The sequence below is a fragment of the Pseudomonas sp. R2-7-07 genome, assembly GCF_003852355.1.
In the GTDB taxonomy this organism is placed as follows: Bacteria; Pseudomonadota; Gammaproteobacteria; order Pseudomonadales; family Pseudomonadaceae; genus Aquipseudomonas.
In genome coordinates this window covers 1,399,103-1,413,464 of sequence record NZ_CP027759.1, presented here as the reverse complement: position 1 = coordinate 1,413,464, position 14,362 = coordinate 1,399,103, and the positions used below count along the sequence as shown (strand labels likewise).

14 protein-coding genes are annotated in these 14,362 nt (G+C 58.4%); 8 read left to right on the top strand and 6 right to left on the bottom strand.

Annotation, left to right across the window (positions count from 1 at the left end; all coding sequences use genetic code 11):
• Window positions 1–26 precede the first annotated feature (26 nt).
• The 4 genes from metG to C4J86_RS06225 all read left to right on the top strand — a co-directional run bounded on the left by metG (window position 27) and on the right by C4J86_RS06225 (window position 4,137).
• A complete protein-coding gene (gene metG / locus C4J86_RS06240; protein ID WP_124369818.1) occupies window positions 27–2,078 on the top strand; it encodes a methionine--tRNA ligase in 2,052 nt (683 codons plus the stop codon).
• Window positions 2,079–2,165: 87 nt separating this feature from the next.
• Window positions 2,166–3,140 (top strand): electron transport complex subunit RsxB, encoded by a 975-nt coding sequence (gene rsxB / locus C4J86_RS06235; RefSeq protein WP_124369817.1) that lies wholly within the window; start codon window positions 2,166–2,168, stop codon window positions 3,138–3,140.
• 69 nt (window positions 3,141–3,209) lie between these two features.
• Window positions 3,210–3,848, top strand: a complete 639-nt coding sequence (gene nth / locus C4J86_RS06230; protein ID WP_124361520.1) for an endonuclease III — start codon at window positions 3,210–3,212, stop codon at window positions 3,846–3,848.
• Between the two features lie 106 nt (window positions 3,849–3,954).
• The gene (locus tag C4J86_RS06225; protein WP_124361519.1) at window positions 3,955–4,137 is read left to right on the top strand and encodes a PA3496 family putative envelope integrity protein; all 183 of its coding nucleotides are present in this window, start codon (window positions 3,955–3,957) and stop codon (window positions 4,135–4,137) included.
• A gap of 87 nt (window positions 4,138–4,224) precedes the next feature.
• On the opposite strand, the gene C4J86_RS06220 is transcribed toward C4J86_RS06225, so the two are convergent.
• The 3 genes from C4J86_RS06220 to C4J86_RS06210 all read right to left on the bottom strand — a co-directional run bounded on the left by C4J86_RS06220 (window position 4,225) and on the right by C4J86_RS06210 (window position 7,739).
• Window positions 4,225–4,857 (bottom strand): response regulator transcription factor, encoded by a 633-nt coding sequence (locus tag C4J86_RS06220; protein WP_003188986.1) that lies wholly within the window; start codon window positions 4,855–4,857, stop codon window positions 4,225–4,227.
• A 626-nt stretch (window positions 4,858–5,483) separates the two neighbouring features.
• Window positions 5,484–6,701, bottom strand: a complete 1,218-nt coding sequence (locus C4J86_RS06215; RefSeq protein WP_065886002.1) for an argininosuccinate synthase — start codon at window positions 6,699–6,701, stop codon at window positions 5,484–5,486.
• 129 nt (window positions 6,702–6,830) lie between these two features.
• A complete protein-coding gene (locus C4J86_RS06210) occupies window positions 6,831–7,739 on the bottom strand; it encodes an OmpA family protein (RefSeq protein WP_124369816.1) in 909 nt (302 codons plus the stop codon).
• A gap of 156 nt (window positions 7,740–7,895) precedes the next feature.
• Between C4J86_RS06210 and pyrC the strand changes: the two genes are divergently transcribed.
• Window positions 7,896–8,942 carry a dihydroorotase gene (gene pyrC / locus C4J86_RS06205; RefSeq protein WP_124369815.1) on the top strand — a complete coding sequence of 349 codons (1,047 nt, stop codon included), beginning with the start codon at window positions 7,896–7,898 and terminating at the stop codon, window positions 8,940–8,942.
• Window positions 8,939–9,613, top strand: coding sequence for a ribonuclease T (gene rnt / locus C4J86_RS06200; RefSeq protein ID WP_124361515.1), 675 nt, complete (start codon window positions 8,939–8,941; stop codon window positions 9,611–9,613). Before pyrC ends, rnt begins: the two co-directional genes overlap by 4 nt.
• A gap of 65 nt (window positions 9,614–9,678) precedes the next feature.
• Here rnt and C4J86_RS06195 read toward each other — a convergent pair whose 3' ends face one another.
• The gene (locus tag C4J86_RS06195; RefSeq protein WP_124361514.1) at window positions 9,679–10,281 is read right to left on the bottom strand and encodes a peroxiredoxin; all 603 of its coding nucleotides are present in this window, start codon (window positions 10,279–10,281) and stop codon (window positions 9,679–9,681) included.
• A gap of 245 nt (window positions 10,282–10,526) precedes the next feature.
• Between C4J86_RS06195 and C4J86_RS06190 the strand changes: the two genes are divergently transcribed.
• Both C4J86_RS06190 and bfr read left to right on the top strand, forming a co-directional pair.
• Window positions 10,527–10,745, top strand: coding sequence for a bacterioferritin-associated ferredoxin (locus C4J86_RS06190; RefSeq protein WP_124365113.1), 219 nt, complete (start codon window positions 10,527–10,529; stop codon window positions 10,743–10,745).
• A 200-nt stretch (window positions 10,746–10,945) separates the two neighbouring features.
• Window positions 10,946–11,416, top strand: a complete 471-nt coding sequence (gene bfr, locus C4J86_RS06185) for a bacterioferritin (RefSeq protein ID WP_124361513.1) — start codon at window positions 10,946–10,948, stop codon at window positions 11,414–11,416.
• A 190-nt stretch (window positions 11,417–11,606) separates the two neighbouring features.
• Here bfr and grxD read toward each other — a convergent pair whose 3' ends face one another.
• Window positions 11,607–11,945, bottom strand: coding sequence for a Grx4 family monothiol glutaredoxin (gene grxD, locus C4J86_RS06180; RefSeq protein ID WP_110624405.1), 339 nt, complete (start codon window positions 11,943–11,945; stop codon window positions 11,607–11,609).
• A 99-nt stretch (window positions 11,946–12,044) separates the two neighbouring features.
• Complete coding sequence (locus tag C4J86_RS06175; RefSeq protein WP_124369814.1) at window positions 12,045–14,153, bottom strand: molybdopterin oxidoreductase family protein; 2,109 nt, start codon at window positions 14,151–14,153, stop codon at window positions 12,045–12,047.
• Between the last annotated feature and the right edge of the window lie 209 nt (window positions 14,154–14,362).

Sequence of the window (14,362 nt, the reverse complement as noted above, 5' to 3'; positions counted from 1 at the left end):
TCCGTTTCATCAAGTAGCCGAGCCCCATGTCCGAGCCACGCAAGATCCTCGTCACCAGCGCCCTGCCCTATGCCAATGGTTCCATCCATCTTGGCCATATGCTTGAGTACATCCAGACCGATATGTGGGTGCGCTTCCAGAAGCATCGCGGCAATCAATGCATTTACGTCTGCGCGGACGACGCCCACGGTTCGGCCATCATGTTGCGCGCCGAAAAGGAAGGCATCACCCCGGAACAACTGATCGCCAATGTGCAGGCTGAACACAGCGCCGACTTTGCCGAGTTCCTGGTGGATTTCGACAACTTCCATTCGACCCACTCCGACGAAAATCGTGAGCTTTCGAGCCAGATCTACCTGCGATTGAAGGAAGCCGGGCACATCGACCAGCGGTCGGTCACCCAGTACTTCGATCCGGAAAAGAAAATGTTCCTGGCCGACCGCTTCATCAAGGGCACCTGCCCGAAATGCGGCACCGCAGACCAGTACGGCGACAACTGCGAAAAATGCGGCGCAACTTATGCCCCGACTGACTTGAAGGATCCGAAGTCGGCCATCTCCGGCGCCACCCCGGTGCTCAAGGATTCCCAGCACTTCTTCTTCAAGCTTCCGGATTTCCAGCAGATGCTGCAAACCTGGACGCGCAGCGGCACCCTGCAGGACGCCGTGGCCAACAAGCTCGCCGAATGGCTCGACAGCGGCTTGCAGCAGTGGGACATCTCCCGCGATGCGCCGTACTTCGGCTTTGAAATCCCGGGCGAGCCGGGCAAGTACTTCTACGTGTGGCTGGATGCGCCGATTGGCTACATGGCCAGCTTCAAGAACCTCTGCGACCGCACGCCAGAGCTGGACTTCGATGCGTTCTGGGGCAAAGACTCCACCGCTGAGCTGTACCACTTCATCGGCAAGGACATCGTCAACTTCCACGCACTGTTCTGGCCGGCGATGCTTGAAGGTTCGGGCTTCCGCAAGCCGACCGGCATTGCCGTGCACGGCTACCTGACGGTGAACGGGCAGAAGATGTCCAAGTCCCGTGGCACCTTTATCAAGGCGCGCACCTACCTGGACCACCTGTCGCCGGAGTATCTGCGTTACTACTATGCATCCAAGCTGGGCCGTGGCGTCGACGACCTAGACCTGAATCTGGAAGACTTCGTCCAGAAGGTCAACTCGGATCTGGTCGGCAAGGTCGTCAATATCGCCAGCCGTTGTGCCGGGTTCATCCACAAGGGAAATGCGGGGGTACTGGTCGCTGAAAATGCCGCTCCGGAACTGACCGATGCGTTCCTGGCCGCCGCGCCGAGCATCGCCGACGCCTATGAAGCCCGTGACTTTGCCCGTGCAATGCGCGAAATCATGGGCCTGGCTGACCGTGCCAATGCCTGGATTGCGGACAAGGCACCCTGGTCGCTGAACAAGCAGGAAGGCAAAGAGGCCGAGGTTCAGGCGATCTGCGCCACCGGCATCAACCTGTTCCGTCAGTTGGTGATCTTCCTCAAGCCGGTGCTGCCGCTGCTGGCCGCCGACGCAGAAGCGTTCCTCAACGTCGCGCCACTGACCTGGAATGACCACGCCAAGCTGCTCAGCAACCACCAGTTGAACGCGTTCAAGCCCCTGATGACCCGCATCGACCCGGTGAAAGTCCAGGCCATGTCCGACGCTTCGAAAGAAGACCTGGTCGCCAGCCAGACGGATACCGGTTCGACTGCGCCCGCAGGTAATGGCGAGCTGGCCAAGGACCCTATTTCCGATGAAATCGAGTTCGACACCTTTGCCGCCGTGGACTTGCGCGTTGCACTGATCGTCAAGGCCGAAGCCGTGGAAGGTGCCGACAAGCTGCTGCGCCTGACCCTGGATTTGGGCGGCGAGCGACGCAATGTGTTCTCCGGCATCAAGAGCGCTTACCCGGACCCGTCCAAGCTCGATGGTCGCCTGACCATGATGGTCGCCAACCTGAAGCCACGAAAAATGAAGTTCGGCATATCTGAAGGCATGGTGATGGCGGCTGGCCCTGGCGGCGAAGAAATCTACCTGCTGAGCCCGGACAGCGGCGCCAAGCCGGGTCAACGCATCAAGTAAACCCTGCAAGATGCCCTGGCGCTTCGACGCCGGGGCTTTTCAGCCTGCCTGCACCGGTGGGCCTGGCGTCAACGCTATGATCAAAGCATGAACCTCATTCAACGTATCGACGCGCTGCTACCGCAGACTCAATGCGGCAAGTGCGGGCACCCGGGCTGCAAGCCTTACGCCGAAGGCATCGCCAACGGCGAGGCAATCAACAAGTGCCCACCCGGAGGCCAGGAAACCATCGCCGGGCTCGCGCAATTGCTGCGTGTGCCAGTGCTGGCCCTGGATAACAGCCGTGGAGACGCGCCGGCGCAGGTCGCCTATATCCGTGAGGCCGAATGCATCGGTTGCACCAAATGCATCCAGGCTTGCCCGGTGGACGCCATCGTGGGCGCCGCCAAGTTGATGCATACGGTAATTATCGACGAGTGCACCGGCTGCGACCTGTGTGTAGCGCCCTGCCCTGTCGACTGCATCGAGCTGCGCCCAATCGCTGACGTCTTGCCTATCGTAGGCGGCCTGGCGGGCAGCGATCACGAACGGCACGAACGTGGCCTCAAACGCGACCGCGCTCGGCGGCGTTTCGAACAGCGCAACGCGCGCCTGCAACGTGAGGAAGCCTGCAAGCTCGCCGAACGCCTGGCGCGGGCCAAACGCACGGCCCCCGTGGCAGCGGCACAAGCTGATCCCCACCAGGCCGTTCAGGATGCCGCGATCAAGCAAGCCAAAATCAATCTCGCCATGAGCCGTGCTCAACTGCACAAGTCCCTGAAGGCGTTTGGGCATCCGCCGACTTATGAGCAGCAGTCGCAATTGATTGTCCTGCAAAGGCAGTTCGAAGCCTCGGAGCAGGCGCTTACCGCGCTGGAAGGCAACAGCCCGCCAACGCTGCCGACCACCCAGGGCCCTGAGCTCAAACGCGCCAAGATTCAACTGGCGATGCGCCGGGCCGAGTTGAAAAAGGCCCAGGATCAACAGGCAGATAAACAACAACTGGCCAGCCTGAGCGCCGCGCTGAACGCCGCCGAGCAGACGCTGCATGATGCCGAAGCCGACGCTACCGGCAACACCTGACCCACAGCTGATGCTGCACTGTGTATTGCTACAATCACGTCGACCGCCTGCAAGGAAACGTCCGCCCTTATGAACGCTGCAAAACGCCTGGAAATTTTCCGCAGGTTTCACGAAGACAATCCGGAACCCAAGACTGAACTGGCGTACTCCTCGCCGTTCGAGCTGTTGATCGCGGTGATCCTGTCGGCCCAATCCACCGACGTTGGCGTCAACAAGGCCACGGCCAAGCTATTCCCGGTGGCGAATACGCCAGAGGCTATTTATGCCTTGGGTGTGGAGGGATTATCGGAGTACATCAAGACCATCGGCCTTTACAACAGCAAGGCCAAGAACGTGATCGAGACGTGCCGCCTGCTCATGGAGCTACACGCCAGCGAAGTGCCGCAAACCCGGGAAGCCCTGGAAGCGCTGCCCGGAGTCGGGCGCAAGACCGCTAACGTGGTGCTCAACACCGCATTCCGTCAACTCACCATGGCGGTGGACACCCATATTTTTCGCGTCAGCAACCGAACCGGCATCGCTCGCGGCAAGAATGTGGTCGAGGTCGAAAAACAACTGATGAAATTCGTGCCCAAGCCCTATCTGCTCGATTCACACCATTGGCTGATTCTTCACGGGCGCTATGTTTGCCAGGCGCGCAAGCCTCGATGTGGCAGCTGCAGGATCGAAGATTTATGCGAATACAAGCACAAGACATCCGACGATTGAGGGTTCCGGGGTTTTCTCTATCCATCGATTGAAAAAATCTTTTTTACCCGTTCGTGGATTATCGCTATAAGGGGCGCCAACGGCAGTCTTAGCCTGGAGTGAACCTATGAGCACTGGCAAAGAACAAATCGAAGTTGATGACGACCTGGTGGAGCTGGAAGACGATGAGGCGCCAGCGCCCGTCGCAGAGGTAGCCAAGACCAATTTGAGCAAACGCCGAACTATCGACAATCTTCTGGAAGAGCGACGCTTACAGAAACAATTGGCCGATTACGACTTCGATCTTTGACCCTCTGGCAGACGGTCGGAAGCCTCCCTGACGGAGGCTTTTTTGTGCCGGTTGTTACAGGAACGTCAGAGCGGCGGAGCGCCCTGCTCACACCAAGCCATTGCGTTGGGCCAGTTCTATCAAGTCGACCAGGGAGCGGGCATTGAGCTTCAATAGCAGGCGCGTCTTGTAGGTGCTGACGGTCTTGTTGCTGAGGAACATGCCATCGGCGATTTCCTTATTGGTTTTGCCACGGGCCAGTTGCTGGAGCACCATCATTTCCCGCCCCGACAAACGTTCAACCATGTCAGCTTCACTGGCGTTGCCCATCGTGGAGCGTACCGAATTGAGCGCCTGGTTCGGGAAATAGCTGTAGCCGGAAAGCACTGCCTTGATGGCGCTCAGCAACTCGGTCAAGTCCTGCTGCTTGCACACGTAGCCCGCAGCCCCGGCCTGCATGCAGCGCATGGAAAAATGACCAGGCGCCTGGGACGTCAGCACCAGGACCTTGAACGATACGGCTTGCTTGGTTGAAGCTAACCGACAAATAACTTCAAGGCCATCGAGCTTGGGTATTCCAATATCCAGTATGACAATGTCCGGCATATGTTCCCGCGCAAGTTGTAACGCATCGACACCGTTATCAGTCTCGGCAACGACCTCATAACCATGACGCTCCATTAGCATGCGCACAGCAAGCCGAATGACGGGATGATCATCCACGATCAGCACTTTATTCATGAGAAAGTCCAATTTCGCTGTTCGAATTATTTAGAGAAAGCACAATAGCCTAGTCATCTGCTAGTTGGCATAGCGTCCCCCCCGAGCAACAGTAGGCAGAGACCCAACCCACAGCAAGATAGGAATTAACCTACAAAAATTCGCCAACTTTGAAGTATTCGGCTTTATGGAGCCTTTCAGACCTTTCCCTGCTCGTACATATTTTGAGTGAAATATCCTCAGCCCCGGGTGTACGCGGTAAACGTGGCGCACACGTCTTTCAGGAAATGCCCCTTGTATGACACCGCAACGTAAACGAAGGGCTAAAAAAACCGCATCAGTTTCAGTTCCATTTAACATATTTATACACACTCCATTTTCCTACAGAAAATTCCATAAATTACATCTCAATTGCTCCTACATGAGTGAAAATTCTGTAAGACATAGTTCCTATTCAGATGTAAAAAACCTTTCCTTGGAGAAGTAAAATGCTGAAATTAAAAAACATCTGTATGGTTTTTAAGCAGATCCCTTAAACAAACACTAAACGTTTGTAAACGTCGCACCTCAATTAATGCCCGTATGGGTATATTCAGGACAAAAAAAAGCCCCTTGCATAAGGGGCCTTTTCAGGACAAGCGAAACAGTCAGAACAACTTGCGGCCTTTGTTGGCCGCGATGCGCATGCGCAAGGCGTTCAACTTGATGAAGCCCGCGGCATCTGCCTGATTGTAGGCACCGCCATCCTCCTCGAAGGTAGCGATGTTGGCGTCGAACAATGACTCATCAGACTTGCGACCGGTCACGATCACATTGCCCTTGTACAGCTTCAGGCGCACGACACCGTTCACATGAGCCTGGGAGGCGTCGATCATCTGCTGCAGCATCAGACGCTCAGGGCTCCACCAGTAACCGGTGTAAATCAGACTGGCGTACTTGGGCATCAGCTCATCTTTGAGGTGGGCCACTTCACGGTCCAGGGTAATGGACTCGATGGCGCGGTGAGCGCGCAGCATGATAGTGCCACCCGGTGTTTCATAGCAGCCGCGGGACTTCATACCCACGTAACGGTTCTCGACGATGTCGAGACGGCCGATACCGTGTTCACCACCGATACGGTTCAAGGTTGCCAGTACGGTGGCTGGGGTCATCTCGACACCATCCAGCGCGACGATGTCGCCGTTGCGGTAGGTCAGTTCCAGATATTGCGGCTTGTCTGGAGCGTTCTCCGGGGAGACGGTCCATTTCCACATGTCTTCTTCGTGCTCGGTCCAGGTGTCTTCCAGCACGCCGCCTTCATAGGAGATGTGCAACAGGTTGGCATCCATCGAGTACGGGGACTTCTTCTTGCCGTGACGCTCGATCGGGATCGCGTGCTTTTCAGCGTAATCCATCAGCTTTTCACGGGACAGCAGGTCCCATTCACGCCAAGGCGCGATCACTTTCACGCCAGGCTTGAGGGCGTAGGCACCCAGTTCGAAACGCACCTGGTCGTTGCCCTTGCCGGTGGCGCCATGGGAAATGGCATCTGCGCCGGTTTCGTTGGCGATTTCGATCAGGCGCTTGGCGATCAGCGGACGGGCGATGGAGGTACCGAGCAGGTACTCGCCTTCGTAGACAGTATTGGCGCGAAACATCGGGTAGACAAAATCGCGGACGAACTCTTCGCGCAGGTCGTCAATGTAGATCTCTTTCACGCCCATGGCTTGCGCCTTGGCGCGTGCAGGTTCGACCTCTTCGCCCTGACCCAGGTCAGCGGTGAAGGTCACCACTTCACAGTTATAAGTATCCTGCAGCCACTTGAGGATCACCGAAGTGTCCAGGCCGCCGGAATACGCGAGAACGACCTTGTTTACGTCGGCCATGCCATCACTCCACGGGGTTGTACGGAAAGGCGACGATTCTACCGATCAAAACCGTGAAATTACAGGGGCGCGACAGCAAATGAAGATAAAGCGACAGATTATGTCGAACGCGCGACCGATGGTCGCACGTTATGAGGTGGCGGCGGGGTTGCTGGGTGCGGCGGCCTGGGGTGCCGGCTTCTCGGGCGCCGCTACGCGCTCGAGCTGCACGTTGACCCGACGGTTGCGGGCGCGGTTGGCGGCATTGGTGTTGGGCGCCAAGGGGTAGCTTTCGCCGTGGAAGCGCAGGGTGATCTGCGACTCCTGGATGCCATTGGCCTTGAAGTAGTCCATCACCGCCAAGGCGCGGCGTCGCGAGACATCGCGGTTGGTCAAGCGGTTGCCGCTGTTATCCGAATGGCCGTTCAACTCGATATGGTTGACGGTGGGGTCGGCCTTCATGAACGCGACAATCACCGACAGCTTCTTCTTGGCCGCGGCATCCAGCTCGATGCCACCACCGGGGAAGCCGACTTCCGTCTGCTTGACCTGATCGTAATTCATCGGCAACAGCTTGGTAGTACACAGCTGATAGTCGGTGTAGGCCTTGTTGAATTTCACCGGCAGCAGGCGAATCTCCGAGTAACCACCCTCGCGACCGTAATGTCGCACGGTCGGGCTGCGTCCTTCGAGCAAGCCGGTAAACAGCCGCCCGGCCTGGGCCTGAGAGCTGTTAAACAGCACATCACCACTGCCGACGCGTACCGCACCGAGGTTGATATCGCCGCGGCCCGGTTGCCAGGGCGCGGCGGCGGCCAGTAACGTGGCAGAGCCGGCACCAAGCGAACCGTTAAAGGCTTTCAGACGAAATGTCGCCTGCTCACCCGCCCGGCGCACGAACTCACCCGAGCCGAAATCGGTGATCGGCTGGGTCAGTCGGCACTCGAACTGATCGCCCTCCACCTTCCACTCAATATTCTCCAGACGTGTCTGGAACGTGAGGGCCATCGCGGGCAGGCTGGCGAACACACTGAGCAGGGCTAGATAATGCTGGCGCACGGGAGGCTCCACTGGTTTCTACAACACTTCAAAGCGTCATACATCGTTAAGGCATACCCAGAGCTATCGGTCGCATCCTGCAAAACTTGATAGCGAGTGCCTGCACGAGTCTTTTCCGGTAGCATTCCCTCCAGATTGACCCGCCTGGAATCCCCAATGTCCGACCGCCTGACCCTGCTGCGTCCCGACGACTGGCATATTCATCTTCGCGATGGTGCTGCGTTGCCCCAAACCGTGGCCGATGTAGCGCGCACGTTTGGCCGTGCCATCATCATGCCTAACCTGGTACCCCCGGTGCGTAACGCGGCCGAAGCCGATGCCTATCGCCAGCGAATCCTCGCTGTGCGCCCGGCCGGCAGCCGCTTCGAACCGCTGATGGTGCTCTACCTTACCGACCGCACCCAGCCTGAAGAAATTCGTGAGGCCAAGGCCAGCGGTTACGTTTACGCCGCCAAGTTGTACCCGGCGGGCGCGACCACCAACTCCGATTCCGGCGTCACCAGCATCGACAAGATCCTGCCGGCCATCGAAGCCATGGCTGAGGTTGGCATGCCGCTGTTGATTCACGGTGAAGTCACCCGTGGCGATGTCGACGTGTTCGATCGCGAGAAGATCTTCATCGACGAGCACATGCGCCGCGTGGTCGAGCTGTTCCCGACGCTCAAGGTGGTGTTCGAACACATCACCACCGCAGAGGCCGTGCAGTTCGTCACCGAGGCTTCGGCCAACGTCGGCGCGACCATCACCGCGCATCACCTTTTGTACAACCGCAACCACATGCTGGTGGGCGGGATTCGGCCGCATTTCTACTGCTTGCCGATCCTCAAGCGCAACACCCATCAGGTGGCTTTGCTGGATGCCGCCACCAGCGGCAGCCCGAAGTTCTTCCTCGGTACCGACTCCGCGCCCCACGCGCAGCACGCCAAGGAAGCCGCCTGCGGTTGCGCGGGGTGCTACACCGCGTTTGCTGCCATCGAGCTGTACGCGGAAGCGTTCGAACAACGCAACGCCCTGGACAAGCTCGAAGGCTTCGCCAGCCTCAATGGCCCGCGCTTCTATGGCCTGCCGGCGAATACCGACAGCATTACCCTGGTTCGTGAAGACTGGACCGCCCCTGCCAGCCTGCCCTTTGGCGAGTTGACCGTTATCCCGCTGCGCGCCGGTGAAACACTGCGCTGGCGCCTGCTGGAGGAAAGCAAGTGAGTGAAGACCATTACGATGACGACCAGGAACACGCCGGTGGAGGCGGTTCGCGCCACCCAATGGCCGAACGTTTCCGTGGCTACCTGCCTGTCGTTATCGACGTAGAAACCGGCGGCTTCAATTGCGCCACCGATGCATTGCTGGAAATTGCCGCGACCACCATCGGCATGGACGAGCAAGGCTTCGTGTACCCGGAACACACCCACTTCTTCCGCGTCGAGCCGTTTGTAGGGGCCAACATCGAAGCGGCAGCCCTGGAGTTCACCGGGATCAAGCTCGATCACCCCTTGCGCATGGCAGTGAGTGAAGAAGCGGCGCTGACCGACATCTTCCGTGGCGTACGCAAGGCGCTGAAGGCCAATGGCTGCAAACGCGCGATCCTGGTCGGGCACAACAGCAGTTTCGATCTGGGCTTCCTGAACGCCGCCGTGGCGCGCCTGGACATGAAACGTAACCCGTTTCATCCATTCTCCAGCTTCGACACCGCTACGCTCGCCGGCCTGGCCTATGGTCAGACCGTACTGGCAAAAGCCTGCCAGGCCGCCGGTATCGATTTCGACGGTCGCGAAGCCCATTCGGCCCGCTACGACACCGAGAAGACCGCCGAGCTGTTCTGTGGCATCGTCAATCGCTGGAAACAGATGGGCGGCTGGGAAGATTTCAACGACTGAGGTTGAATCCCGCGCATAAAAAAACCGGCCTTTCCAGGCCGGTTTTTTTCTACCTTGAATCTGGCTTACAGCTTGCCAGCGTTCTCGGTCAGGTAAGCCGCAACACCTTCGGTGGAAGCGGTCATGCCTTTGTCGCCTTTTTTCCAGTTGGCAGGGCAGACTTCACCGTGCTCTTCGTGGAATTGCAGAGCGTCGACCAGACGGATCAGCTCTTCCATGTTACGGCCCAGCGGCAGGTCGTTGATGATCTGCGAGCGCACAACGCCCTTGTCGTCGATCAGGAACGCGCCACGGAATGCCACGCCGCCTTCGGATTCAACGTCGTAGGCCTTGGCGATATCGTGCTTCATATCGGCTGCCATGGTGTATTGGACTTTGCCGATGCCGCCATCATTGATGGCGGTGTTGCGCCAGGCGTTGTGAGTGAAGTGGGAGTCGATGGAAACGGCGACCACTTCAACATTGCGCGCCTTGAAATCGTCCATGCGGTGATCCAGCGCGATCAGCTCGGATGGGCAGACGAAGGTGAAGTCCAGCGGGTAGAAGAACACCAGGCCGTATTTGCCTTTGATGGCTTCAGACAGTTTGAAGCTGTCTACGATTTCGCCATTGCCGAGAACAGCGGGTACGTCGAAATCCGGGGCTTGTTTGCCGACGAGTACGCTCATTGGATATCTCCTGATGAAGGGGTGACGATTGAAGTAACAGGACCAGCGTCGAGTCTGCCTTGTCTCAGCGACAAACCTGTGACGCGGTCACGCTTCGTAAAGACTGACCATCATACACCGAAAAAACCGTTCGTCAGCGCGCAGGCAATGTGCGTGCGATCGTTGATGAAACTACTTTGACAATCATTCTCGTTAACATTAAGATCCATCGCACTCAAGCCCTAAACCCGCGACGGTTCTCCCTTATGTATGTGTGCCTCTGTACTGGCGTCACCGACGGACAAATCCGCGAAGCAATCTATGAAGGTTGCTGCAGCTACAAGGAAGTGCGCGAAACCACCGGCGTTGCCAGCCAGTGCGGTAAATGCGCATGCCTCGCCAAGCAAGTGGTACGGGAAACCCTCACGCAGTTGCAGACAGCCCAGGCTGGCGTGCCCTACTCAGCAGAATTTACACACGCTTAAATAGGCGTGTTTTAAAGAACCGGACTCCGTGTCCGGTTTTTTTATGCCTGCAATTCAATTAGTTAGCGTCAAGACGCGGAACACAAACATTCTTATTCCGATTAATTTTCATTTATTATTCAATAACTTAGGTTTGACACCAGGATTTTCGCCGCTCAAACTCTGCCCCTACACAGCGATTACAGGGCAGGACCCCAGTCATGAAAGGCGACATCACAGTCATCCAGCAACTCAACAAAATCCTTGCCAATGAACTGGTCGCGATCAATCAGTACTTTCTGCATGCACGCATGTATGACGATTGGGGCCTGGAAAAGCTGGGCAAACGCGAATACAAGGAGTCGATCAAGGCCATGAAGGACGCCGATGCGCTGATCAAACGCATCCTGTTCCTCGAAGGCCTGCCGAACGTGCAGGACCTGGGCAAGCTGAATATCGGCGAGCACACCCAGGAAATGATCAGCAGCGACCTGGGCTTTGAACGCAAGAGCCACAGCGACCTCAAGGCCGCCATCGCTCACTGCGAAGCCACTGGCGACTACGGCAGCCGCGAGTTGCTGGAAGATATTCTTGAAGACCAGGAAGAGCATATCGACTGGCTCGAAACCCAACTGGGCCTGATCGACAAAGTCAGCCTGGAGAACTACCTGCAATCGCAGATGGGCGAATAACCCCGTAGTTCTTGTTTTACCGTAGGAGCGAGCTTGCTCGCGAAAAACGCCCAGGCAACGCGTTTATTCTGGATAAACGCGGCGGCCTTAAGTGCTTCGCGAGCAAGCTCGCTCCTACAGAGAAGCCAAAAAAAGCCCCGCCCTCTTACGAGAGGCGGGGCTTTTTATTGCATGGCCTTTTACCAACGCATCAAGCTTCAGTCTTGGCTGCCGCTTTTTCCGCTGCATCTTTGATCAGCGCTTGCAACGAGCCATCAGCCGCCATCTCAGTGATGATATCGCTACCGCCAACCAGTTCACCGGCCACCCACAACTGCGGGAAAGTCGGCCAGTTGGCGTATTTAGGCAGGTTGGCGCGGATTTCCGGGTTCTGCAGGATATCCACGTAAGCGAACTTCTCGCCACACGCCATGATGGCCTGGGACGCTTTCGCGGAGAAACCGCACTGGGGAGCGTTTGGCGCGCCTTTCATGTAAAGCAGAATGGTGTTGTTGGCAATCTGCTCTTTGATCGTTTCGATGATATCCATGGAACACCTCTGCAGGAACTTTGCGACTCACGGGTCGGCACGGTGGCGCATTGTAACGCAAAAAACCTGCAGGATGCTCGGGCGCGCCGACAGCCAGCCTCACGCCGCTGCAACTTTCACGGGCACGCCATTGAGCGCCGCATTGCCGGAGAGCTCGTCCAACTGCCGCTCATCGGTCAAATCATTCGCACTTGCCCCCGGCTGGCCGCTGGCGATGCTCATCTGCACACCCGGGCGCCCGTGCCCCCAGCCATGCGGCAGGCTGACCACGCCGGGCATCATGTCTATGCTGGCGACCACCTCGACTTCGACCATGCCGATGCGTGAGCTGACGCGCACGCGCTGACCGTCGCTCAGTTGACGATTGGCCAGGTCATCGGGATGCATCAGCAGCTGATGGCGCGGCTTGCCCTTCACCAGCCGATGATAGTTATGCATCCAGGAATTATTGCTGCGCACATGGCGACGGCCAATCAGCAGCAGTTCGTCAGCCACGGGCAGCGGTTGCGCCGCAAAACGCGCGAGGTCCGCCAGGATCACCAGCGGCGCCGCCTGCACCTTGCCATCGGCGGTTTTCAGCCGCTCGGCCAGGTTTGGCTGGAGCGGCCCCAGGTCCACGCCATGGGGATGATCGGCCAGCATCGCCACCGACAGCTTGCGCGCAGATGCGTCCCCGTAAGTCCCGGCGCGCAACCCGAAGTCGATCATCTGCGCGGGTGGCATCGTCGGCTTGAGCACCACGCCGGTATGGGCCGAGAACGCCTTGGCCAGGCCGACGAAGATTTCCCAGTCGTGCAGCGCACCTTCAGGCTTGGGCAGGATCGCGCGATTGAAGCGCGTGACGTTGCGTACCGCGAACATATTGAAGGTGGTGTCGTAGTGATCATTCTCCAGTGCCGAAGTGGACGGCAGGATCAGATCGGCATAGCGCGTGGTCTCGTTGATGTAGAGGTCGATACTGACCATGAACTCCAACCCATCCAGCGCCTGCTCCAGCTGCCGGCCGTTGGGCGTCGACAATACCGGGTTGCCGGCCACCGTCACCAGGGCGCGGACTTGCCCTTCGCCTTCGGTGAGCATTTCCTCGGCCAAGGCAGACACCGGCAGCTCTCCCCCGTACTCGGGCCGCCCGGACACGCGGCTCTGCCAGCGATTGAAATGCCCGCCGCCGGTCGAGGCCACCAAATCCACCGCCGGCGTGGTGCACAAGGCGCCGCCTACCCGATCCAGATTGCCGGTCACCAAGTTAATCAGTTGCACCAGCCAATGACACAGCGTGCCGAACGCCTGGGTCGAGACGCCCATGCGCCCGTAGCACACCGCTTTATCCGCCGCCGCGAAGTCCCGCGCCAGTTGGCGGATCTGCTCGGCAGGCACCGCACATTGACGGCTCATGGCCTCGGCGGTAAACCCGGCGATCGCTTGGCGCACGGTCTCCAAACCCTCAACCGGTAAATGGCTGTCGCGGGTCAGGCCCTCGGTGAAAAGGGTGTTGAGCAGCCCGAACAACAAGGCCGCGTCACCGCCAGGACGCACGAACAGGTGCTGATCGGCAATCGCCGCCGTCTCGCTGCGGCGCGGGTCGACCACCACAACTTTGCCGCCTCGGGCCTGAATGGCCTTGAGGCGCTTCTCTACGTCGGGCACGGTCATGATGCTGCCGTTGGAGGCAAGAGGATTGGCGCCCAGGATCAACATGAAGTCAGTGTGGTCGATGTCCGGAATCGGCAGCAACAGGCCATGGCCGTACATCAGGTGGCTGGAGAGATGATGGGGCAGTTGGTCTACCGACGTCGCGGAGTACCGGTTACGCGTTTTCAACAGGCCGAGAAAGTAGTTGCTGTGGGTCATCAGCCCGTAGTTATGCACGCTGGGGTTGCCCTGATACACCGCCACCGCATTCTGCCCGTGCCGGGCCTGAATGCCCGCGAGGCGTTCGGCTACCAGCGCAAAGGCGTCTTCCCACGGGATTGGCTGCCATTCATTACCCACCCGCAACATAGGCTGGCGCAGGCGGTCCGGGTCATTCTGGATATCCTGCAACGCCACCGCTTTCGGGCAGATGTGCCCCCGACTGAAGGTGTCCAACGGGTCGCCCTTGATCGAGGTGATCGCCAGGCTGCCGTCGTCGCCTTGGCTGGTTTCCAGGGTGAGGCCGCAGATCGCTTCGCATAGGTGGCAGGCACGGTGATGGAGAGTCTTGGTCATGGCCAGTCTCTTTTATAAGGGCTTTGTTCAACTATGGGCCGCGACCGCTCGGTGCGCCAGCAACGTTCGCGCGGTGAATCGGCAGCCATAGGCCAAAGCACGGCCAAGAGTGAGCAAATGTTTCGAAAACTCCCCCGCACGCGTCTGAAACCGCTCAAACCAGGCCCGGAGCCGCCCCTGCGCATTGCAAAAGGTCTCGGCGCCAGTGT